The organism is Trinickia violacea (assembly GCF_005280735.1).
GTDB lineage: Bacteria > Pseudomonadota > Gammaproteobacteria > Burkholderiales > Burkholderiaceae > Trinickia_A > Trinickia_A violacea.
Map to the genome: position 1 here is coordinate 3,485,506 of NZ_CP040078.1, position 22,791 is coordinate 3,508,296.

The 22,791-nt window shown below is 64.9% G+C and carries 17 protein-coding genes; 11 read left to right on the top strand and 6 right to left on the bottom strand.

Features of this window, described 5'->3' with window-relative positions; translation table 11 throughout:
- Nucleotides 1-409 precede the first annotated feature (409 nt).
- The 7 genes from FAZ95_RS37765 (at nt 410) to acnA (ending at nt 9,711) form a co-directional block, all read left to right on the top strand.
- Nucleotides 410-1,393 carry a malate dehydrogenase gene (locus FAZ95_RS37765; protein WP_137337378.1) on the top strand — a complete coding sequence of 328 codons (984 nt, stop codon included), beginning with the start codon at nt 410-412 and terminating at the stop codon, nt 1,391-1,393.
- 309 nt (nt 1,394-1,702) lie between these two features.
- On the top strand, nt 1,703-2,719 hold the full coding sequence (locus tag FAZ95_RS37770; RefSeq protein WP_137337379.1) for an HpcH/HpaI aldolase/citrate lyase family protein: 1,017 nt from the start codon (nt 1,703-1,705) through the stop codon (nt 2,717-2,719).
- Nucleotides 2,716-3,609, top strand: coding sequence for a methylisocitrate lyase (gene prpB / locus FAZ95_RS37775; protein ID WP_137337380.1), 894 nt, complete (start codon nt 2,716-2,718; stop codon nt 3,607-3,609). The genes FAZ95_RS37770 and prpB overlap by 4 nt, the downstream gene beginning before the upstream one ends.
- Before the next feature lie 34 nt (nt 3,610-3,643).
- Nucleotides 3,644-4,822, top strand: a complete 1,179-nt coding sequence (prpC, locus tag FAZ95_RS37780) for a bifunctional 2-methylcitrate synthase/citrate synthase (RefSeq protein ID WP_137337381.1) — start codon at nt 3,644-3,646, stop codon at nt 4,820-4,822.
- A 110-nt stretch (nt 4,823-4,932) separates the two neighbouring features.
- Complete coding sequence (locus FAZ95_RS37785) at nt 4,933-5,424, top strand: hypothetical protein (protein ID WP_137337808.1); 492 nt, start codon at nt 4,933-4,935, stop codon at nt 5,422-5,424.
- 37 nt (nt 5,425-5,461) lie between these two features.
- The gene (locus FAZ95_RS37790) at nt 5,462-6,913 is read left to right on the top strand and encodes a bifunctional 2-methylcitrate dehydratase/aconitate hydratase (protein WP_137337382.1); all 1,452 of its coding nucleotides are present in this window, start codon (nt 5,462-5,464) and stop codon (nt 6,911-6,913) included.
- A gap of 80 nt (nt 6,914-6,993) precedes the next feature.
- On the top strand, nt 6,994-9,711 hold the full coding sequence (gene acnA / locus FAZ95_RS37795; RefSeq protein ID WP_137337383.1) for an aconitate hydratase AcnA: 2,718 nt from the start codon (nt 6,994-6,996) through the stop codon (nt 9,709-9,711).
- A 120-nt stretch (nt 9,712-9,831) separates the two neighbouring features.
- On the opposite strand, the gene FAZ95_RS37800 is transcribed toward acnA, so the two are convergent.
- Both FAZ95_RS37800 and FAZ95_RS37805 read right to left on the bottom strand, forming a co-directional pair.
- Nucleotides 9,832-10,227 carry a SirB2 family protein gene (locus tag FAZ95_RS37800; RefSeq protein WP_137337384.1) on the bottom strand — a complete coding sequence of 132 codons (396 nt, stop codon included), beginning with the start codon at nt 10,225-10,227 and terminating at the stop codon, nt 9,832-9,834.
- Nucleotides 10,227-10,898, bottom strand: a complete 672-nt coding sequence (locus FAZ95_RS37805; RefSeq protein WP_137337385.1) for a DUF4410 domain-containing protein — start codon at nt 10,896-10,898, stop codon at nt 10,227-10,229. Before FAZ95_RS37805 ends, FAZ95_RS37800 begins: the two co-directional genes overlap by 1 nt.
- 172 nt (nt 10,899-11,070) lie before the next feature.
- On the opposite strand from FAZ95_RS37805, the gene FAZ95_RS37810 reads away from it, so the two are divergent.
- Genes FAZ95_RS37810 through FAZ95_RS37825 form a run of 4 tightly spaced genes read left to right on the top strand, consistent with a single transcriptional unit; the run spans nt 11,071 to nt 14,856 of the window.
- Nucleotides 11,071-11,796 carry a TetR/AcrR family transcriptional regulator gene (locus tag FAZ95_RS37810; protein WP_137337386.1) on the top strand — a complete coding sequence of 242 codons (726 nt, stop codon included), beginning with the start codon at nt 11,071-11,073 and terminating at the stop codon, nt 11,794-11,796.
- On the top strand, nt 11,796-12,776 hold the full coding sequence (locus tag FAZ95_RS37815) for an HlyD family secretion protein (RefSeq protein WP_137337809.1): 981 nt from the start codon (nt 11,796-11,798) through the stop codon (nt 12,774-12,776). Before FAZ95_RS37810 ends, FAZ95_RS37815 begins: the two co-directional genes overlap by 1 nt.
- A complete protein-coding gene (locus tag FAZ95_RS37820; RefSeq protein ID WP_137337387.1) occupies nt 12,773-13,717 on the top strand; it encodes an ABC transporter ATP-binding protein in 945 nt (314 codons plus the stop codon). Before FAZ95_RS37815 ends, FAZ95_RS37820 begins: the two co-directional genes overlap by 4 nt.
- A 23-nt stretch (nt 13,718-13,740) precedes the next feature.
- On the top strand, nt 13,741-14,856 hold the full coding sequence (locus FAZ95_RS37825) for an ABC transporter permease (protein ID WP_137337810.1): 1,116 nt from the start codon (nt 13,741-13,743) through the stop codon (nt 14,854-14,856).
- A gap of 17 nt (nt 14,857-14,873) precedes the next feature.
- Here the strand turns inward: FAZ95_RS37825 and FAZ95_RS37830 are convergent, their stop codons facing one another.
- The 4 genes from FAZ95_RS37830 to FAZ95_RS37845 form a co-directional block, all read right to left on the bottom strand.
- Nucleotides 14,874-15,899 carry a lipase secretion chaperone gene (locus FAZ95_RS37830; protein ID WP_137337388.1) on the bottom strand — a complete coding sequence of 342 codons (1,026 nt, stop codon included), beginning with the start codon at nt 15,897-15,899 and terminating at the stop codon, nt 14,874-14,876.
- A gap of 103 nt (nt 15,900-16,002) precedes the next feature.
- Nucleotides 16,003-17,097, bottom strand: a complete 1,095-nt coding sequence (locus tag FAZ95_RS37835) for a triacylglycerol lipase (protein WP_137337389.1) — start codon at nt 17,095-17,097, stop codon at nt 16,003-16,005.
- Nucleotides 17,098-17,395: 298 nt separating this feature from the next.
- Nucleotides 17,396-21,172, bottom strand: coding sequence for a DUF748 domain-containing protein (locus FAZ95_RS37840; protein ID WP_137337390.1), 3,777 nt, complete (start codon nt 21,170-21,172; stop codon nt 17,396-17,398).
- Between the two features lie 101 nt (nt 21,173-21,273).
- On the bottom strand, nt 21,274-22,698 hold the full coding sequence (locus FAZ95_RS37845) for a DUF1254 domain-containing protein (protein WP_137337391.1): 1,425 nt from the start codon (nt 22,696-22,698) through the stop codon (nt 21,274-21,276).
- Between the last annotated feature and the right edge of the window lie 93 nt (nt 22,699-22,791).

Sequence of the window (22,791 nt, forward strand, 5' to 3'; positions counted from 1 at the left end):
CCCTGCAATACATATGTCTTATATAAGACATAAGATACTGTTGACTTTGTGTTGCCCCCCTCCTACACTCCAACGCGAGCCAGGGTTTGCGGGTCGTGCGAAGCGCTTCCCGCCAGCCGCGAAACGCTTGGAGCAAAAGCCTTGCGAGTCGCGCGCTGCTGCAGTCGCCGGCGCCATCGAGCACTCCGGCAGGCGTCGTTACCGCCTTCGAACATCCCCATTCCCCGCTTCGCCGCCCCCTTCGCGGCACCGGTTATCCGGCATGGCGGCATTGCCGCAGCGCCAAGCCCGGCGCGGTTTTCGGGCCCATCGCGCGGCTTCGTTGCGCCATGCTTCATTCACGCTTCGCGTAACGCGCATAGAATGGCGTTTTCCCTAGCGTCCAACGCATCGTCCTGGAGATTTCTCAATGGCTAAGCCCGCAAAGCGTGTTGCCGTCACCGGCGCCGCAGGTCAAATCGGTTACTCGCTGCTGTTCCGTATCGCCAACGGCGATCTGCTCGGCAAAGACCAGCCGGTCATCCTGCAACTGCTCGACCTGCCGCAAGCGCAGGCCGCCGTGAAAGGCGTCGTGATGGAGCTCGAAGACTGCGCGTTCCCGCTGCTCGCGGGCGTGGTGGTCACCGACGAACCGAAAGTCGCCTTCAAGGATGCCGACGTCGCCCTGCTGGTTGGCGCCCGTCCGCGTTCGAAGGGCATGGAGCGCAAGGATCTGCTCTCGGCCAACGCCGAGATCTTCACGGTGCAAGGCAAGGCGCTCAATGAAGTGGCAAGCCGCGACGTGAAGGTGCTGGTGGTCGGCAACCCGGCCAACACGAACGCCTACATCGCGATGAAGTCGGCGCCGGATCTGCCGAAGAAGAACTTCACCGCCATGCTGCGCCTCGACCACAACCGCGCGCTGTCGCAACTGGCCGCCAAGTCGGGCAAGCCGGTCGCGTCGATCGAGAAGCTCGCCGTGTGGGGCAACCACTCGCCGACGATGTACCCAGACTTCCGCTTCGCGACCGTCGAAGGCCAGTCGCTCACGAAGCTGATCAACGACGACGAATGGAACCGCAACACCTTCATCCCGACCGTCGGCAAGCGCGGCGCGGCGATCATCGAAGCGCGCGGCCTGTCGTCGGCGGCTTCCGCTGCGAACGCGGCGATCGACCACGTGCGTGACTGGGTGCTCGGCACGAACGGCAAGTGGGTGACGATGGGCATCCCGTCGGACGGCTCATACGGCATCCCCGAAGACATCGTCTACGGCGTGCCGGTCGTGTGCGAAAACGGCGAGTACAAGCGCATCGAAGGTCTGGAAATCGACGCCTTCTCGCGTGAAAAGATGGACGGCACGCTCGCCGAGCTGCTCGAAGAGCGCGACGGCGTGCAGCACCTGCTCGGCTAAACGCCCGATGCGCGCCGGAAACCGTTGCTGTTCGACGCGTTTCCGGCACTTGTTTGCGAAGGCAGGCGCCGAAGATCCGCACGACAGCGCGTCGAGCGGACCCGCGAACGCCAGTCTTCGCACCTGATTCGAGCGCGTTTTGCAGCGCGTTTTGCCGCGAATAACGGCGCAGTCCCGCCGTTTTCATCGTTAGCCGATGCTCATCGCCGATAACAGCGGCAGCCGGCAACCTGCCAGCGACGATCCAGCGCGACAGAACTCGCCCGAATCAGGTTTTCTTCCCGACGACCCACGCTCCTGACGCCGAAGATGCGCGCACTCCTCCCTGCCGTTGTGCTGTTTGACGGCGAAGCGCCACCCGCCATCCTGCCTGCCTGCGACCACTACGCGGGCAGCGAGAAGCTGATGCTCAAATCGCTGGCGCTGCAGGCGCAGCTCGGGCCCGTATTCGACGTCACGCTCGATTGCGAGGACGGCGCCGAAGTGGGCCGCGAGGCCGAGCACGCGGAGCGGGTCGCGTCGCTGGTCGGCGGCGAGCACGATCCATTCGGCCGCGTCGGCGTGCGCATCCACGATTTCGATCATCCGCACTGGCGCGACGACGTGCGCCTGATCCTGCGCGGCGCGGCGCGCGCGCCCGCTTACATCACGCTGCCGAAAGTCCGCCACGCGGGCGACGCCGCCGAAATGTGCGCGTTCATCGAAGCCACGCGGCGTGAACTCGGGATCGCGAAGCCCATTCCCGTACAAGTGCTGATCGAGACGCATGGCGCGCTCGCGCAAGCCTTCGCGCTCGCGGCACTGCCGGCTGTCGAGGCGCTCTCCTTCGGGCTGATGGATTTCGTCTCCGCTCATAACGGCGCGATCCCCGATTCGGCGATGCGCTCGCCCGGCCAGTTCGATCACCCGCTCGTGCGCCGCGCGAAGCTCGAGATCGCCGCCGCGTGTCACGCGCACGGCAAGGTGCCGTCGCACAACGTGAGCACCGAGGTGCGCGACATGAGCGTCGTCGCGAACGATGCCGGGCGCGCCCGCAACGAGTTCGCCTACACGCGGATGTGGAGCATCCATCCTGCGCAGATTCCCGTCATCGTCGCCGCGTTCGCGCCGCGCGACGAAGAGATTGCGACCGCCGCCGAGATCCTGCTCGCCGCGCAAGCCGCGCAGTGGGGCCCGACGCGCCACGGCGACACGCTGCACGACCGCGCGAGCTACCGGTACTACTGGTCGGTGCTGCGGCGCGCGCGCGCCACGGGCCGGCCGCTGCCGCAGGAAACCGCACCGCTCTTCGGCCCGGACGACACAACGAAGGAGACAGGACAATGACGCCCCCCTCGGCGAACCCAGGCGCGGCGTTCCGTGCCGCAGTCGCCGCTGAAAAGCCGCTGCAAGTCGTCGGCACAATCAACGCGAACCACGCGCTGCTCGCGAAGCATGCGGGCTTCAAGGCGATCTATCTCTCCGGCGGCGGTGTCGCAGCCGGTTCGCTCGGGCTGCCCGATCTCGGCATCTCCACGCTCGACGACGTGCTGACCGACGTGCGCCGCATCACCAACGTCTGCGACTTGCCGCTGCTGGTCGACGTCGATACCGGCTTCGGGCCGTCCGCGTTCAATATCGCGCGCACCGTCAAGGAGCTGACGAAGGCCGGCGCGGGCGCGATGCATATCGAAGACCAAGTCGGCGCGAAGCGTTGCGGACACCGCCCGGGCAAGGCGATCGTCTCGCAGGACGAGATGGTCGACCGCATCAAGGCCGCCGTCGACGCGCGCACCGATCCGGACTTCGTCATCATGGCGCGCACCGACGCGCTCGCGGTCGAGGGCCTGCAAGCCGCGATCGATCGGGCCTGCGCCTGCGTCGAAGCGGGCGCGGACATGATCTTCCCCGAAGCGATGACCGAGCTCGGCATGTACCGGCAGTTCGCCCAGGCCGTGAAGGTGCCGATCCTTGCGAACATCACGGAGTTCGGCGCAACGCCGCTCTTTACCGTCGAGGAATTGCGCGGCGCGGAGGTATCGCTCGTGCTCTACCCGCTCTCCGCATTTCGTGCGATGAATAAAGCGGCCGAAAACGTTTACGGCGCGATTCGCCGCGACGGCACGCAAAAGGCTGTGCTCGACACGATGCAAACGCGCGACGAGCTGTACCGGAGCATCGGCTACTACGCTTACGAGCAGAAGCTCGACACGCTGTTCAGCAAAGACAAAGCGTAAGGGCGAGATAACCGCGCAAGGAGAACGAGACCCCATGAGCGAGACGACTACGCAAACCAATGGCGCGGCGGGCACGCCCGGCTTCAAGCCGAAGAAATCGGTGGCGCTCTCGGGCGTGACGGCGGGCAACACGGCGCTGTGCACGGTCGGGCGCACCGGCAACGACTTGCACTACCGCGGCTACGACATCCTCGATGTCGCCACGACCTGCGAGTTCGAGGAAATCGCCTACCTGCTCGTGCACGAAAAGCTGCCGACCCAGGCCGAGCTCACCGCCTACAAGACCAAGCTCAAGGCGCTGCGCGGCTTGCCCGCGAACGTGAAGGCCGTGCTCGAATGGATTCCGGCCTCGGCGCACCCGATGGACGTGATGCGCACCGGCGTGTCGATCCTCGGCACCGTGCTGCCTGAGAAAGACGACCACAACCTCGCCGGCGCACGCGACATCGCCGATCGCCTGATGGCCTCGCTCGGCTCGTTGCTGCTCTACTGGTACCACTACTCGCACAACGGCCGCCGCATCGAAGTGGAGACCGACGACGACTCGATCGGCGGCCACTTCCTGCACCTGCTGCACGGCAAGGAGCCGTCGAAGGCGTGGGTCGACGCGATGCACACCTCGCTGATCCTCTACGCCGAGCACGAATTCAACGCCTCGACGTTCACCGGCCGCGTGATCGCGGGCACGGGCTCGGACCTCTACTCGGCGATCACCGGCGCGATCGGCGCGCTGCGCGGCCCGAAGCACGGCGGCGCCAACGAAGCCGCGTTCGAGATCCAATCGCGCTACCAAACGCCCGACGAAGCCGAGGCAGACATCCGCCGCCGCGTCGAAGCGAAGGAAGTCGTGATCGGCTTCGGCCACCCGGTCTACACGATCTCCGACCCGCGCAACAAGGTCATCAAGGAAGTCGCGAAGAAGCTCTCGAAGGACGCGGGCAACCTGAAGCTCTTCAACATCGCCGAGCGGCTCGAGACGGTGATGGCGGACGCGAAGAAGATGTTCCCGAACCTCGACTGGTTCAGCGCGGTGTCGTATCACATGATGGGCGTGCCGACGGCCATGTTCACGCCGCTCTTCGTGATCGCCCGCACCTCGGGCTGGAGCGCCCACATCATCGAGCAGCGCATCGACAACAAGATCATCCGGCCCAGCGCGAATTACACCGGCCCGGAAGATTTGAAATTTGTCGCGCTAAATAGGAGAAAATAGCGTCCGCTGTGCGCTCTCGGGGCGCGTGCAGTTCAACCCTGGCGGCCGCATTTTCACGCTTTGCGCGGCCGCGCCACCGTTTAACTGATATTCGAAAAGGTCTTGATTCCATGAAGAAATTGCTGATCGCCACCGTTGTCGGCGCTCTCTCCACCACCATGCTGTTCGCCGCGACTGACGCGTTCGCTCAAGCTTCCGGCACCACTGCCAAAGCCAAGCCGAAAGCACCGGCACCGAAACGGCGCCTGATCAAGCGCAAAACCCCAGCGGTCGCGAAGGTCGATCCGGTTCCGGACGGCTCCGTGAGGTGGTCGTGCGACGAGGGTCTGTCTTTCATGCTGAAAGGCGACATGAAGCGCGACCAGATCGTGACCGTGCACTGGGGCGAAAAGAACTACAACCTGCCGCGCGAGCAAACCACGACCGGCGCCGACCGTTTCCACGATGCGGCATCGGGTATGGATCTCGTCGTGATCCCGACGAAGGCCATGCTGTTCTCGGATAAGGACAGCTCGCGTCTCGCCGACGAGTGCAAGACGCCGGAAATGGCGCAAGGCGCGCCGGCTCCGACCCAGTCGAACGAACTGAACAAGACCAACTAAGCCGTATCGGATAGGAACCCACAGGAAGCATCGCTCGATGTCCGCCCCGATCTCCAACGTCCGGCCCGCGCCGGACTCCGTGCTAGTCGATATCGTCGACTATGTGCTCGATTTTCGGATCGACGGCACACTCGCGCTCGAGACGGCACGCAACTGCCTGATCGATACGCTCGGGTGCGGACTCGAGGCGCTCTCCTACCCCGCCTGCACCAAGCTGTTGGGACCCATCGTGCCGGGCACGATAGTCCCCAACGGTGCCAAGGTGCCGGGCACCTCGTTCCAGCTCGATCCCGTGCAAGCCGCGTTCAACATCGGCGCGATGATCCGCTGGCTCGACTTCAACGACACGTGGCTCGCCGCCGAATGGGGCCATCCGTCGGATAACCTGGGCGGCATCCTGGCGACGGCCGATTGGTTGTCGCGCAACGCCATCGCGGCGGGCAAAGCGCCGCTGACGATGAAAGACGTCTTGATCGGCATGATCAAGGCGCACGAAATTCAAGGCGTGATCGCGCTCGAAAACTCCTTCAATAAGGTCGGGCTCGATCACGTGCTGCTCGTGAAGCTCGCGTCGACCGCGGTGGTCGGCCAACTGCTCGGGCTCACGCGCGACGAGCTGATCAACGCGGTCTCGCTCGCATTCGTCGATGGCCACTCGCTGCGCACCTACCGTCACGCGCCGAACACCGGTTCGCGCAAGTCGTGGGCCGCCGGCGACGCCACCTCGCGCGCGGTGCGCCTCGCGCTGATCGCGAAGACCGGCGAGATGGGCTATCCGTCGGTGCTGACCGCGAAGACGTGGGGCTTCTACGACGTGCTGTTCAAGGGCAACGCGTTCAAGTTCCAGCGTCCATACGGCTCGTATGTGATGGAGAACGTGCTGTTCAAGATCTCGTTCCCCGCTGAATTCCACGCGCAAACCGCGGCCGAAGCGGCAATGACGCTGCACGGCCGGCTCGCGGCAGCGGGCAAGCGCATCGAAGACATCCAGCAGATCACGATCCGCACGCACGAAGCGGCCATTCGGATCATCGACAAAAAAGGTCCGCTCGCGAACCCGGCTGATCGCGATCACTGCATCCAGTACATGATCGCGGTGCCGCTGATCTTCGGCCGGCTGACCGCGGCCGATTACGAAGACTCGATCGCCGCCGACCCGCGCATCGACGCGCTGCGCGACAAAATGCAATGCGTCGAAGACCCGCAATTCACGAAGGATTATCACGATCCGGACAAACGCTCGATCGCCAATGCCTTGACCGTCGAGTTCGTCGACGGCACGAAATTCGAAGAAGTGGTGGTCGAATACCCGATCGGTCATAAGCGCCGCCGCGCCGACGGGATACCTCTATTGGTCGAGAAGTTCAAGACCAATCTCGCGCGGCGCTTTTCAGAGAAGCAACGTCAAGCGATTCTCGACGTGTCGCTGGACCAGGCAAGGCTCGAAGCCATGCCGGTCAATGAGTACGTCGATTTGTACGTCATATAAGCAAACTTATGTTTATGTGCGAAAACTCGGTTCAGAAACGTAGCAACGTCATTTCCTCGAATCAATCCTAGGGAACCACCATGGCCCACAATCTCCACAAAACGCTCAAGGAATTCGACAGCGGTTCCGGCAAAGGCAAGTTCTATTCGCTGCCGCAGCTCGGCAAAGCGCTGGACGTCAAGATCGACCGCCTGCCGGTCTCGATCCGTATCGTCTTGGAATCGGTGTTGCGCAACTTCGACGGCAAGAAGATCGCCGAAGAACACATCGAACAACTGGCGAACTGGAAGCCGAACGCGTCGCGCGTCGATGAGATTCCGTTTGTCGTGTCGCGCGTCGTGCTGCAGGACTTCACCGGCGTGCCCCTGCTCGCCGACATCGCCGCCATGCGCGGCGTCGCGAAGAAAAGCGGCAAGAATCCGAAGGCGATCGAGCCGCTCGTGCCGGTCGACCTCGTCGTCGACCACTCGGTGCAGATCGACTACTTCCGCCAGAAGGACGCGCTCGACCTGAACATGAAGCTGGAATTCCAGCGCAACAACGAGCGCTACCAGTTCATGAAGTGGGGCATGCAGGCGTTCGACACGTTCAAGGTCGTGCCGCCGGGCGTCGGCATCGTCCACCAGGTGAACCTCGAATATCTCGCGCGCGGCGTGCACCAGAAGGCTGACAACGGCGACACCGTGTACTACCCGGACACGCTCGTCGGCACCGACAGCCACACGACGATGATCAACGGCATCGGCGTGGTCGGCTGGGGCGTGGGCGGCATCGAAGCGGAAGCGGGCATGCTCGGCCAGCCGGTGTACTTCCTGACGCCGGACGTGGTCGGCGTCGAGCTGAAGGGCAAGCTGCGCGAAGGCGTGACGGCGACCGACCTCGTGCTGACCATCACCGAGCTGCTGCGTAAAGAGAAGGTCGTCGGCAAGTTCGTCGAATTCTTTGGCGTTGGCACAGAGTCGCTCACGCTGCCGGACCGCGCGACGATCGGCAACATGGCGCCGGAATACGGCGCGACGATGGGCTTCTTCCCGGTCGACGAAAAGACCATCGACTACTTCAAGGGCACGGGCCGCACCAAGGCCGAAATCGCCGCCTTCGAAAACTACTTCAAGGCGCAGAACCTGTTCGGTATTCCGAAGGCCGGCCAGATCGACTACACGAAGGTCGTCACGCTCGACCTCGGCACGGTCGCTCCGTCGCTCGCGGGTCCGAAGCGCCCGCAAGACCGCATCGAAATCGGTCACGTAAAGTCGACCTTCACCGACCTGTTCTCGAAGCCGGTCGGCGAAAACGGCTTTGCGAAGAAGGCCGACGATCTCGGCGCCGAGTACACGACCTCGAACGATGTGAAGGTGCACAACGGCGACGTGCTGATCGCCGCGATCACGTCGTGCACGAACACCTCGAACCCGAGCGTGCTGCTCGCCGCGGGCTTGCTCGCGAAGAAGGCTGTCGAAGCCGGCCTGACGGTTGCGCCGCACATCAAGACGTCGCTCGCCCCGGGATCGCGCATCGTCACCGAGTACCTGACGAAGACGGGCCTGCTGCCGTACCTGTCGAAGCTCGGCTTCGAGCTCGCCGCCTACGGCTGCACGACCTGTATCGGCAACGCGGGCGACCTCACGCCGGAACTGAACGAAACGATCACGAAGAACGACATCGTCGCGGCCGCCGTGCTGTCGGGCAACCGTAACTTCGAAGCGCGTATCCATCCGAACATCCGCGCGAACTTCCTGGCTTCGCCCCCGCTCGTCGTCGCCTACGCGATCGCCGGCAACATCACGCGCGACCTGATGACCGAGCCGGTCGGCCAGGGCAAGGGCGGCAAGGACATCTACCTCGGCGACATTTGGCCGACGAGCGAGGAAGTCAACGCGCTGCTCAAGTTCGCACTCGACGCCGACGCGTTCCAGAAGAACTACGCGCAGCTCACGAAGAAGGGCGACCTGTGGAGCAAGATCGAGGGCGAGGAAGGCCAGGTCTACGATTGGCCGAAGTCGACCTACATCGCCGAGCCGCCGTTCTTCGGCGAGCACTTCTCGATGACGCCGGCTGACTCGATCCCGACGGTCAAGGGCGCACGCGCGCTCGGCATCTTCGGCGATTCCGTGACGACCGACCACATCAGCCCGGCCGGCTCGATCAAGGAAGATTCGCCGGCGGGCCGCTGGCTCAAGGAAAACGGCGTGCAGAAGGCCGATTTCAACAGCTACGGCTCGCGCCGCGGCAACCACGACGTGATGATGCGCGGCACCTTCGCGAACGTGCGGATCAAGAACCTGATGATCCCGCCGAAGGCGGACGGCACGCGCGTCGAAGGCGGCCTGACGATTCACCAGCCGAGCGGCGAACAGCTGTCGATTTACGATGCAGCAATGAAGTACATCGACGCCGACACCCCGACCGTCGTGTTCGCGGGCGAAGAGTACGGCACGGGTTCGTCGCGCGACTGGGCCGCGAAGGGCACGCAGCTGCTCGGCGTGAAGGCTGTGGTCGCACGCAGCTTCGAGCGCATCCACCGCTCGAACCTGGTGGGCATGGGCGTGCTGCCGCTGCAGTTCAAGGGCGCCGACAGCATCCAGTCGCTCAACATCACCGGCGACGAAACGTTCGACATCGAAGGTCTCGGCGACGACTTCAAGCCGCAACAGGAAGTCACGCTTGTCATCAACCGCAAGGACGGCAAGTCGCAACGCGTGCAAGTGCTGCTGCGTATCGATACGCCGATCGAAGTCGACTACTACAAGCACGGCGGGATTCTGCCGTTCGTGCTGCGCTCGCTGCTCGCGGCTTAAGCGCAAACGGAAGTCTGCTTCTTTGCAGGTGCCGCATCCCTCCGTCAGGGATGCGGCAATTTATGAGGCCCGGCTAAATGCCGGGCTTTTTTTCGTCCACCGAGAGGAGAAAAGGTCACGTCAGCTTCCCAGAAAGCCGAATGGATTGTGCGTCACCGCGACCGATGCGATGAACAGGTACACGCCGATTGCACATCCGTAGCTTGTGCCGCGCACGAGCCTCGAGCGTCCCTTCATCGCGAGCGAGCCCGCTGCGATGTAGACGAGCAGCAGAAGCAGCTTAGTGCCCAGCCACGCGTCGCGCACCGGATTCAGGTGAAGCATCAGCCACAGCGTGACGCCAGCGCCCAGCAGCAAGGTGTCGACGATTTGGCTGAGCACGCGAACAGGCCGGCGCGTCGGCCAGCCCTGTCCCATCCATACCGCCGCGCCGCGCACGGCGAACAGCACCCCGCTGCAGCCGACGAGCGAGACATGAATGAATTTCAGCGCGGGGTAAGCCTCAATCGCCAACATCAATGGGCCTGTGCCGCAAGATCCTTCTGCTGCAGCGTCTGCAGGTTGCCGACGATCTGATCGGCGATGTCCTTCGCGAGCCCGTCGACCGCGGTCGTGCCTTCGACTTTCTTGAACACGAACTTCGCCGCCACGATATACGGGTTCCAGCTCGCGACCGTGCCCTGCCCCTTGATCGCGTCCTCGGCGCCGATCACCGCGAACGGCACGTTGGGGTCTCCCGCCACGTCGGCGACGGTCACCGAAACCTCGGTATTGGGTGTGCTGCTTCCGCTCGAGCCGCCTTGAAGCAGCGACTGGATGCGCCCGCCCGAGTCGCGGGAATAGAACACGCCGCCGATCAGCCATCCCGACGCGGGCGCCGGCAGCGGCTCACCCGGCGCGAGATAACGCGCGGTAATGCCCTGGCTGCTCAACTGTTTGACGATAGCGTTCGCCAAGGCACCCGCATTCTGTCCAGCCGACCGTTCATGGGCCGCATCGCGCAAGCGATGGAGCAGACCTCCCGAACCACTGCTTTCCTGAACGGCCTGAAAGTCCTTCACGTACATGACCGGCGCCCCCGCTACGGCTGCGCCGCCTGGCGCCGCAGGCTGCTGCTGCGCATGCGCGAAGGTAGCCGCCAACGACACGACCAGTCCCGCAAAAAACAACCGATTCAACTGTTGCACGTCTGGCTCGCTTTTCAGGATTGAAACGTGGGCCAGCTTACGTCCGTGAAAGTGGAGCGTCAACGTGCGAGCGGTATAGCTTGCCCCCGCCTTTTGCCGCACCCATTGCCGCCGTCTTTCTACGGCAAAACCCTTCCTTGAATTTAACTAACTCGTCAATTAGCCTTTTTTGATGAAGCCCAATCACCCGGCCCCCAAGCCGCGCGGGCGCCGCCCGTCGGTGGAAGATTTCGACGTGCGCGAGCACATGCTCGACACGGCGACGCACCTGTTCGCCGAGCGTGGCATCGCCGCGACCACCGTCGCGCAGATTGCGGGCGAAGCCGGGGTCACATCGGCGATGGTGCACTACTACTTCACGAACCGCGAACAGCTGCTCGATGCCGTCGTCGACGAACGGCTCGCGCGCGTGGTCGATTTCGTCTGGCGTCCCGTCGAGCCCGAAACCGGCGGCGATCCGTTTGCGTTCGCGAACGAACTCGTCGAGCGGCTCTTCGACGTCACCGCGCGCATGCCGTGGCTGCCGCCGCTTTGGATGCGTGAAATCGTCAACGAAGGCGGTCTGCTGCGCGAACGGATGCTCAAGCGCATTCCTCTCGAACACGTGAAGCGGTTCGCTTCGCATGTGCAGGAAGCGCAGCAGGCGGGCACGGTCAATCCAGGGCTCGAGCCCGTGTATTTGTTTCATTCGATCCTCGCGCTCGTCATGCTGCCGCTCGCGACATCGAAGATCTGGCAAAGCGCGCGCGGGCTTCCACCGTTCGATCGCGACATGCTGCGTCGCCATGTGCGCGCATTGCTCGGCTCCGGGATGCAGGTGCCTGGGGCCTCTTCCGCGCGCGCCGCCGTGAAGGCGAACACGAACTCGAAAGCGAGCGCATCGCGGAGGAAGCCATGATGCCCGTGCGTCGTGCGCTCATCGCCACGTTTACCGCGTGCTGTGCGATCGCCGCACTCGCCGCACTCGCCGGATGCGAGCAGCGGTCCGGTTCGCATCTCACGTTTCAGGGCTACGTCGAAGGCGAATTTGTCTACCTGTCGTCATCGCAATCCGGCACGCTCACGCAATTGTCCGTGCAGCGCGGGCAGACCATCGCCGAGAACGCGCCGGTATTCACGCTCGAATCGGTCGACGAAACCGCCGCCTTGCAGCAGGCGCAGCATCAGCTCACTGCGGCCCAAGCCCAGCTCGCCGATTTGCTGACCGGCAAGCGTCCGCCCGAAGTGAACGTGACGAAGGCGCAGCTCGTGCAAGCGGTCGCGCAAGCGAACCACGCCGCCGAACAGCTCAAGCGCGACGAAGCGCAGTTCCGCATGGGCGGCATTTCGCAGCAGCAGCTCGACGATTCGCGCATGAACGCGCAAACGACCGCGGCGCAAATGCGCGAGATGCAGAACCAGGTCGACGTCGCGAATCTGCCGGGGCGCGGGCAGCAAATCGACGCGCAAGCCGCTCAGGTCAAAGCCGCTCGAGCCGAAGTCGCACAAGCCCAATGGAAGCTCGATCAGAAGCGCGTGGCCGCGCCGCGTGCGGGGCTCGTCTACGACACGCTGTATCGCGTCGGCGAATGGGTGCAGGCGGGCAACCCCGTCGTGCAGATGCTGCCGCCGCAGAACGTGAAGGTGCGCTTCTTCGTGCCGGAAGCGATCGTCGGCTCGCTCGCGATGGGACGCGGCGTGTCGATCCATTGCGACGGCTGCGCGGCCGACGTGCCCGCCACGATCACCTACGTCTCGAGCGAAGCCGAATACACGCCGCCCGTCATCTACAGCAACGAAAGCCGCTCGAAGCTCGTGTTCATGATCGAGGCGCATCCGGCCGTCGCCGATGCGCCGAAGCTGCATCCCGGGCAGCCTGTCGAAGTGAGGCTGCCATGAGCGAGCCCATTGCCGAATACGCGATCGACGTCCACAAGCTGAATAAACACTTCGGCATGAAGCATGTCGTCAAGGACGTCTCGCTCCAAGTCGCACGCGGCGAGATCTTCGGCTTTCTCGGCCCGAACGGCAGCGGCAAGACGACGTCGATCCGCATGATGTGCGGCCTCCTCACGCCCGATTCGGGCAGCGGCACCTGCCTCGGCTACGACATCCTCACCGAGAGCGCACAGATCAAGCGCCGCGTCGGCTACATGACGCAGCGCTTTTCGTATTGGGACGACTTGTCGATACGCGAAAACCTCGACTTCGTCGCGCGCGTCTATCAGATGCCGAATCGAAAGCAAGCCGTGCAGCGCGCGCTCGAATCGCTTGGCCTCGCGAGCCGCGCCAATCAGCTGACGGGTGCGCTCTCGGGCGGCTGGAAGCAGCGTCTCGCGCTGGCCGCGTGCATGCTGCACGAGCCCAAGCTGCTGCTGCTCGACGAGCCGACCGCAGGCGTCGACCCCGCCGCGCGCCGCGACTTCTGGGAGGAGCTGCATACGCTCGCCGCGCAGGGCATTTCGGTGCTCGTCAGCACGCACTACATGGACGAAGCCGAGCGTTGCCATAAGCTCGCCTACATCGCCTACGGCGAGCTGCTCGCGCAAGGCACCGCAAGCGAGGTCGTCGCATCGCAAGACCTGGCGACGTGGACGATTACCGGCGAGCGCCTCGCGGAACTGTCGAACCGTTTGCGCACGATGCCCGGCGTCGACCAGACCGTCGTGTTCGGATCGGCATTGCATGTGAGCGGCCGCGACCATCGCGCGCTCGACGCCACCGTCAAGCAAGTCACCGAAGGCACCGCGTTCGCCGCCGCACCGCTCGAAACCGGTCTCGAAGACGTGTTCATCTACATGATGGGCCGCACCGCCGACAATTATGGAGAGCCGTCGTGAGCGCGCGCGCGAGGTTTTCCTTCATGCGCTGGTGGAGCATCGTGCTCAAGGAGTTCCTGCAGCTGCGACGCGACCGCGTGACGTTCGCGATGATTGTCGGCGTGCCGATCATCCAGCTCACGCTGTTCGGCTTCGCGATCAATACCGATCCCAAGCACCTGCCGACCGCCGTCATCGTCGCGGATCAAAGCCCGTTCTCGCGCAGCTTCATCGCGGCGATGAAGAACTCGAACTACTTCGACGTCGTCGAAACCCTGCCGAACGAAGCCGCGGGCCGCCACGCGCTCGCGCGCGGCGACGTGCAGTTCGTGCTGTCCGTGCCGGTCGATTTCTCGCGCAAGCTGTTGCGCGGCGAGCGCCCTTCTCTTCTCGTCGAGGCCGATGCCACCGACCCGCTCGCCACGTCCACCGCGCTCGGCGCGCTGCCGGGGCTCGTGCAGCCCGTCATCGACAAAGACGTCACCGGCCCGCTCGCGCACTTGAGCGGCAGCCCCGCGGCATTCGACGTGACGGTCCACCGCCTCTACAACCCCGAGAACATCACGCAATACAACGTCGTGCCCGGCCTGATGGGCGTGATCCTCACGATGACGATGGTGATGATGACGGGCCTCGCGATCACGCGGGAACGCGAGCGCGGCACAATGGAGAACCTGCTCGCCACGCCTGTGCTTCCCGTCGAAGTCACGTCAGGCAAGATCGTGCCGTACGTGTTCATCGGCCTGATCCAGGTGTCGATCATCCTCACCGCCGCGCGATTCGTGTTCGGGGTGCCGTTCGTCGGCAGCGTCGTTGCGATTTATTTATCGGCGCTGCTCTTCATCGCGGCGAACCTCACGGTCGGCATCACGATCTCGTCGCTCGCGCAGAACCAGTTGCAAGGGATGCAGCTCACCGTGTTCTATTTTCTGCCGAACATCCTGCTCTCAGGCTTCATGTTCCCGTTCGCGGGGATGCCGAAGTGGGCGCAATACATCGGCAACGTGCTGCCGCTCACATACTTCAACCGGCTCGTGCGCGGCATTCTCCTCAAGGGCAACGGCTGGACCGACTTGTGGCCGTCCGTGTGGCCCATCGTGCTTTTCATGGTCGTCATGATGGCCATCGCCTTGCGCTTCTATCGCCGCACGCTGGATTAGCGTCGCCGCTAACCCGATCAACCGCCCGCGCCTCGATCCAATGAGGCGGCCCGCATTGCATCGCTCGGGTTCGGGAAAACCTGCTGCCTCAATTGCGCGATGCGCGCGTCGCGGCTCTCAGGGCTCAAGCCCTGTGCATCGATCTGCGCACGCTGCGCGGCGTATTCGGCGTACTTGGCCTGCCACGCGTCCTCGTCCTTTTGCATCTGCACGACGCGCTCCGCCGCGTCGGGCCCGAGCGTCTGCGCCACCTGTGCGCGCATCGCGTCGGCCGAAGCACCGCCCTTCTGCAAGGCGGCGACCGCGTCGATCGCCTGCTGCTGCTTGCGCATCCGCTCCCGCGCGGCTCGCTCCTCGGGCGGCAGTTGTTGTTCGAGCGCCTGCATCCGCGCCTGCTTTTGCGCGTCGCTCAGCGACGGATCGGCGGCGATGCGCATGCGTTCGAGATCGAGCTGCTGATGCTGGCGTTCGTCGCCAAAGAACGGCGCGTCCCACTCCCCCATCGTGCGGCTCGCCAGCGACGCGCGCTGCTCGAGCGAGAGCTGCACGGCGTCGAAGTTCAGCTTGCCGTCCGGCGGCGCGGGCACTCCGGGCAAATGCGCCAGCCCGTCCTGATACAGCAGATAGCGCCGCCACACGTCCAGCGCTTCCGCTTGAGCGGCCGTGCCGTCGAGCTGCGCCGCGATTTGCCGGCGCACCAGCGCATCGAGCGCGGCGGGGGACATGTCGTCTTGCGCCGTCATCAGATAGTCGAAGAAATCGCGTACGGCACGCGTCTTCAGCAAGTGGCCGCCGTCGCCTACGGGCAGGCGCGGCACCGACGAGCCCGCCAAGGATGCCGGCAGCGCTTGCGACGTGGCCGCCATCGCGCTGGCCGCCGCTGCGGCTCCCGCGCGAGGGACGTCGGCAACTTTCGCCGTGTCCGGGCCGTTAGCGCCCTTCGATGCAGCGAAGAGCCAAACAGCGCCGGCCAGCGCAACACTCGCTGCGATAAACAGCACACCGTAGTGCCGGCGCGTCAATCCGTTTCCGTTACGTGCCATCGATCCCATGTCCTGCGTGTTGCAGCGGTGTCTTCCGCCATAGCGTCCGCCGCGCCCGGCCTTGCGGACCTGCGGCGCGGCCAATCCCACCTCGTGCGGCTCGCTACACGCCCTGCAGCTTCAACCGGTTGGCGTGCGCGCGAATCACCGCCACCGGGTCCGCCGCGTTGGCGCCGCGAATCCCGAGCAGCTGATTGATTTCGTCGAGGTGATTCCACTTGTAGCTCGTGCTCAGCACGTTCCCATACAGCGCGCTGCAGACCGAAACCAGGCCGTCGTTCTGACCCGATCCGCGGTTGATCATGATCGTGCCCGTACCGTACAGCACGAGCGTCGACGGATCGGTGACATCGGCCGGGTCGAGCAGACCCACGCTGGTATCGGTCGCGCCCTGGATGCCCAGAACCGAGGTCGGTTGAATCGCGCTGCCGGCCCACGAGTACAGCAGGTGCGTGTTGCCGCCAACCGTCTCCGTCGGCGCACCCGTCTGGCACGAACCCGGCGCGCCGAGCCCCGCGCTCGGGAACAGCTGGTTGAACGACGCGGCGTTGGCCGTCTCCAGCGTGGCGAGCGCGGCAAGCGCGTCCTGATTCGTGTTGAGGTTGCTGCTAAAGAGCGTGCCGAGCACGTTCGCGAACGAGCCGATGATCGGTGCGGCGAGCCCGGTTGGGTCTTTCGCGAGCACCCCGGCGACGAAGTCCGCGAATTGCGAGCCCCAGTGCGGCGAGCCGATCGTCGTCACCGACGCCACCAGGTCCGGCGCCACCGCCGCGACATAGCGCGAGGTCAGCCCGCCCTGGCTATGGCCGATCAGATTGACCTTCTGCGCGCCCGTCACCGCGAGCACCTGCTTCACATACGCGAGCAGTTGCTCGCCGCGCCCATTCGGGCCGGTATCGCTTTGAAAGCCGGAAAGATTCGCGACATAGACCGTCGCGCCGTGCGACTCGAGATCCGACTGGATGCCGTACCAGTAATCGAGCACGCCCGCGTATTTGTCGGTGCCCGAGAGGCCGTGCACGAGGATGATCGGATAGCGCGTATCGGCGTAGCCGTCGGTGGCCGCCGGCGCGACGGCGGCGGCCGCCTCGCGCGCACTCGACAGCGAAAGAAAAGCGGTTAGTCCTGCGAATTGCGTGCTGCTTAGCGCCAGCGCCGTGAACCCGGCAAGCGCGCGTTTTCGAATGGATCTCGACATGCGTTTCCCTCCTTTTCGTTCACTTCATGGTTTCCGAGCGAGCCTGCGCGAACTTCGTCACGTACGCAGGCTTAGCAGTGAAACAGCAAAAAGAGAGACGGTGAATGAGGAAACGGCTGTTTAGACAGGTACCCCTAATCAGGTGACGCGCACGCCGCCGCGAGGCGGGTGCGGACCTTGAAACAATGAGGCCTATTGTTGTGCGATCGCGCCGTGCGGCTGCTCCATGATGGCGCACGCAAAGGGGAGCCTCACGGTTCCCCTGGGCTCCCCTGATTCGAAACGCATCAACGCGACGTCACTTCAGCCCGAAATCGACTCGCGTCGTCGCGCCCTTGTCCTTGATGCCTTGCGCATCGAGCTTCGGCGCGACGATGAACACGCGGCTCGAATCGACCTTGCTTTCGAAATACTGCTGAACGGCCTGCGCGCGCCGCTGCGCGAGCGCACGCAGGCTCGCGTCGTCGATCGGCGCGTGCTCCGCGAGCGCGGTCTTCATGTCGTCGGCGGGAATGCTCTTCGTCAAGCCGATGAAGTTGCGCGGCTTCTTGAAGTCCGCGTCCTTGTACGCCTTCGTCAGATAGTCGTCGTACTCCTTCGGATCGACCTTCACCGTCGACGGATCGACGCTCTCGCCGTGCCCGACCACATCCTTCACCTTCTCCTGCCGCACGAGGCGGTCGACGTAGGCAAGGCGCAGTCCGGGCGTATCGATAGCCGGGTCGACGCGGCCGATCAGGTCGATCTTCACCGATGGCTTGTCGTTGAGCGCCTTGACGATCGTGTCGAGTTTCTGGGTCGTCGCATCGGTGAGCTTGGCCGAGCCCGGATCGAACTCGACATAGCCGAGATCCTCGCCGCCTCCGCCAAACGCGTTGGCAAGCAGCGAGAACGGCGCAGTCACCGCCTTCTCGATCAGGTTCACGAACGCGTGCCAGATCACGCCGCCGATGCTGAACTCGGGATTCGCGAGCGACCCCGACACCGGAATGTTCACGTCGATCTCGCCGCGCGAGTTCTTCAAGAGCGAGATCGCGAGACGCACCGGCAGCTTCGTCGCCGTGTCGTTCTGGATGTGGTCGCCGAACGTGAGCTGGTCGATGAAGATGTGGTTGTTCGCGGTCAGCTGATCGTTGTCGAGCTTGTAGCTCAGATCGACGTTGAGCTTGCCCTTCGTGATCGGGTAGCCCGCGTATTTCGCGGAGTACGGCGTGAGGTTCGTGAGCTCGATGCCATGCGCGGTCGCGGTCAGGTCGAGCTGCGGCTTCTTGGCGAGCGGGTTCACCGTGCCGCGGATCGAGATCGGGCCGTTCGCCTCGAGCTTCGCGCCGACGTCGACCGGCGCGGGCGTCGTCGATTGCGTGCCGAAGGCGCCGATCGTGCCCGTGATGTCGACGAGATTCGCCGTGTAGTTCGGCTTGATGAAGTCGTCGGTGTAGTTCACACGGCCCTTTTGCAGCACCAGTTGGCCGAAGTGCAGATTGACCGGGGCGCTCGGAGCGGCGCTGGCCGTGGCCGCTGAAGCTGCGGCGGGCGCGGCGGCATGCGCGCTTGCGGACGCCGCCGCTGCTGCCGATGCTTGCTGCGCGACGGCAGCAGCCGGCGCCGAAGCCGGCACAGGCGCCGAGCCCGGCGTCAACGGAACCGGCTCGCCCTTGCCCTGCGCTGCCGATTTCTGCTGCGCGAGCACGTCGTTCAGGTTCAGCTTGCCTTGCGCATCGAGCAGCACGCGTCCGAAGAAGTTGGCGAGCGTCACACGACCGACGTCGACATCGGTGCCGTGCTCGTCGTAGCGCGCTTTCAGGTTGGCGAGCGACAGCGCGCCCCAGCCCGCGAGCGGCGTCGAATTCACGCGGTCGAGCAGGCGCACGTCGACGAGCGCGGCATCGCCGCTATACGACGCGCTCATCGCTTTCTCCGTCTGCGCGAACGCGAGATCGCCCTTCAGGTTCAAGAGCGCGCTCGCCATCGTCGCATTGAGCTTGCTGCCGAAGTACGGCTCGAACGCGGCCGCGTCGAGCCGGTTGCCGTTCACGTTCAGCGCGAGCTTGAGCGGGCTCGCGGTCACGTCGCCTTTCACGTCGACCGAACCCTTCTGGTTGAGCGTCGCCTGCAGCGTGACGGGCAGCGGCTTGCTCAAGTCGTCGCTGATGTTCTGCACCGAGAGCTGGATCGGCGTGAAGCTCAGCTTCGCGGGCTGCGGCGTGCTGTTGTCGACGAAATCGGCGGACGCATCCTTCAACGTGAACGAGCCGATCTTGTAGCGCCACGCCGGGCCTTGCGCCTGCGCCTGCTGCGCGCCGTGCGCGACCTTGCGCTCGGGCCCGGCTTGGCGCGGCGCGGCGAGCGTCTGCAGATCGATGCGGCCGTCCTTCATGCGCTGCGCGTTGATGGCGAGACCGGTCGCATCGATGCTCGTGATGTCGGCGGTGCGCGCGGTCAAGTCGATCTGCTTGATCGCGACGTGACCGTCCGCGAGCGCGACGGCGGGCGTCTTCGCATCGTTGCCCGCGATCTTGAGCGACTTGAGGTTCACCTCGCTGTCGCCGACCTGCACCGCGACCGGCGACTTCGACCAGTCGGCGGTCGCGTTCACCGTCGTGCTGAGCGTGCCGTCGGTCACGCGCGCGGAGCTCACGCCTTCGATATACGGCTGCGCGATCGGCAGCGGGATCGACGCGAGCGTCACCTTTGCGTCGGCGTTCTTCGCGACGAGGCCGAACGAACCCGCGAGCCCGACCGAGCCGCCGTTTTGCAGATCGGTGTTGAACGTGTAGCGGGCCGGCGTTTTCGCGAGCGTCGAAAAATCGTCGAGCCCGACGGCCAGATGCGTGAGCCCGACCGACACCGGCTGCGCGGGCACGCGGTCGTCGACATGGATCGTGCCGTCGTTGATCGCGAAGCGCTTGATCGACAGATCGAGCGGCGCGGCGGGCTTCGATTCGGGCGTCGATTCGGCCGTGGCCGAAGACGCCTCGGGAGCCGACGCCGCAGCCGCTCCGCTCGCGGCAGGCGGCGTCAACGCGCGCATGATGGAGAGCGTGCCGTCCTTCTCGCGCGCGAGATTCACGACCGGCTGATCGATGTGGATGTCATCGAAATGAAACACGCTCTTCAGCGGCTGCAGCTCCGCGGCCGCGACGTGCACGCCGCTCGCGGCGAAGAGCGGCGCCTTCGCCGCATCGACCACCGCCAATTCCGTGAGATCGGTCGTGCCGGTCACGGAGAGCGTCGGCGTCTCGCCTTCCATCATGAAGTTCAGCTTCAAGTCGCTCGCGAGCTTGCCCGAGGTCACCGTCACCGGCAGCTTGGCGGGCACATACGAGAGCATCTTCGGCACGTCGATGCCGTCGAACTTGAGCGCGACTTCCGATTCGCGCGATGCGGCAAACGGCTTGGTCTTGCCGTCGATCGCGAGCGGGCTGCCGTCGATGCGCGCGCGCAAGCGCGGGTCGACGAAGACGTTTGTCTTCGACGCCAGCGTCGCGATGAACGGCACGCCGAGCGCGAACTGATCGACGACGTGCTTCTGGCCGAGCAATTGGTCGTCGAAATAGAAGCTGCCGTTTTCGATCTGGATGTTCGAGATCGAGAACGGCGTCGGCTTGCTTTCGGGCTTGCTCGGCGTCGAGAACTTCTCGATCAGGTCGGTGAAATTGAAACGTTGCGCGTCGTAGCGAACGAGGTGAATGCGCGGCGAATCGATCTTGATTTCATTGACGATCGGCGCGAGACGAAACAGCGACGACCACGACGCCTGCACCACGAGCCGCGAGATATCGACGAAATCGCCCACGCCGCTGCGCTCGCCGACGTGAATGCGGTCGGCTTCGAGATTGAGCGTGTACGGATTGAGCGCAATGCGCCCGATGCTGGCCGGCCGGTCGAGCTGCTTGCTCAATTGCTGCTCGGCGATGTGCCGGATGAGCGGCGGCGCCGCGAAAAAGCCGAGCAGCCCGAACAACACGATGAAGATCAGCAGCCCGATCGCGATACGCTTCGCGCGATTCGATTGCGCTGCCGAGCGCAATGTCTGCAACGAGGAAACCAGTGCTGCTTTGCTTGGACTTGCCATGCTTTATTGCCTATTTATCGACGCGAAACCGCCGCGCAAGAAAACCAAAGTCCGCCGCTCGGAAGTATAGGCGGCGGCCTCCGCTCACGACAGCAGCCGGATTACTGCCGCTCGACCGCGGGCGGCTGCCAACTGCCGTCGGTGGCCTGCGGCTTCGGCGCGTACAGGCGCATGACGAGCTTGAAGTCGCTGCGCGGCGTCGGCAGCCAGTTCGACGCACGCACCTTGCCCGGCGAATTCGCCGACACGTAGATGTCGACCGAGCCGTCGCGGTTGTGGCGCAGCCGGTCGTGCGAGCTGATCGAGCGGCGCGCTTCGTCGGTGTCGGCGAGCGCGCCGTCCGTCGTGTATGGCGTGATTGTCCAGAACGCGCGCACCGGCGGCAGCGCCTTCGCGTCGAAGTGGATCACGTAGCGGTTCGCGCCGTTCAGCGCCTGGCCGTCGCTGTCGATCGTCACGGTCGGCCGCACCTCGTCGTCCTTCGTCCCGCTGCCCGGCTGCGCGTAGGCCGCGTAGGCGCGCAGCGCGTAGTCGTTGCTGTAGTGACCGATGTCGTCGCCGAGCCAGCTCCAGCCGTTCGCCGTGAGCGCGTTCGCCGGCACCGCTGCGACGCGGGCGCGTCCGTCGGCGAGACCCGCGGCGATCGCGTCGGCGGCGCCGTCCGGCAGCTTCACGGGCTCGCCTGGCTTCACGCCGAGATCGGCGAGGATCTTGACCGCGTGCGGATCGTCCGGCGACGGCGGGTTGTCGCGCAGCGCGTCGGCGAGCTGGGTGAAGTACGCGTTGGCGTCGAGCGCGGCGACCTGCGCGGCCGGCGCGGCTTCCGGCGCGGTGTCGGCGGGGCCGCCGTGCGCCGCCATCGACGAGCCGCGGGCGTCTCCCGTGTACACCGACAGCGGCACGACGCGAATCAGGCGCTGCAGCTTCTTGACCGCCGTCAGGTCACGCGGACCGTTCGACTGAATGCGCACCGACAGCCAGACGTTCGCCGAGCTCGCATCGACGCGTTGTACGTTCTTCGGCAATTTGCCGTCCCAGCCGGGCGCGACGAAAGCAATCGTTTGCGCCTTGGCCGAGCCGGTGCGCGGATTGGCGTCCGCGCCCGTCGACCAGATCACGTTGCTCCACATGTCGAGCGCGCGGGCGCCGAGGTAGCGGCCGCGGGCATCCGGCAGCGTCACGACGACCGGTTCGGCGGACAAGTCGAGCCAGCCGTGCGAGTCGAGCGTGTCGACATTGGGCGTCGGCGGATTGGCCGCGCCGACGGGCGGCTGCGCCTGTTCGTGGCGCAAGGTGTTCACGGGCGCCTGGCCGGGCTGCGTGCCGTCATCCCCGACGGCCGCCGTGCGCGACGTCTGCATCAGCACGAGCGGATAGCCGAACACATAGGAGTCGGCGACTTCGTCTTTGATCCAGCCATGATTGTCTGCCGGAGCGGGCGCGGGATGATTGGCGGCGCAACCCGCGAGGACAGCCAGGCCCGCGAGCGATGCGCAGGCCGTCGAAAGCAGTGATTTTCTTATCATTGGGTGATGTTGGGCGACGCTTGCCGGGCAGCCGGCCGTCGGGGGCCAGCGATGCAGCGCTTCCCGCCGACCCCGGTCCGGTCCGCGCGCGCT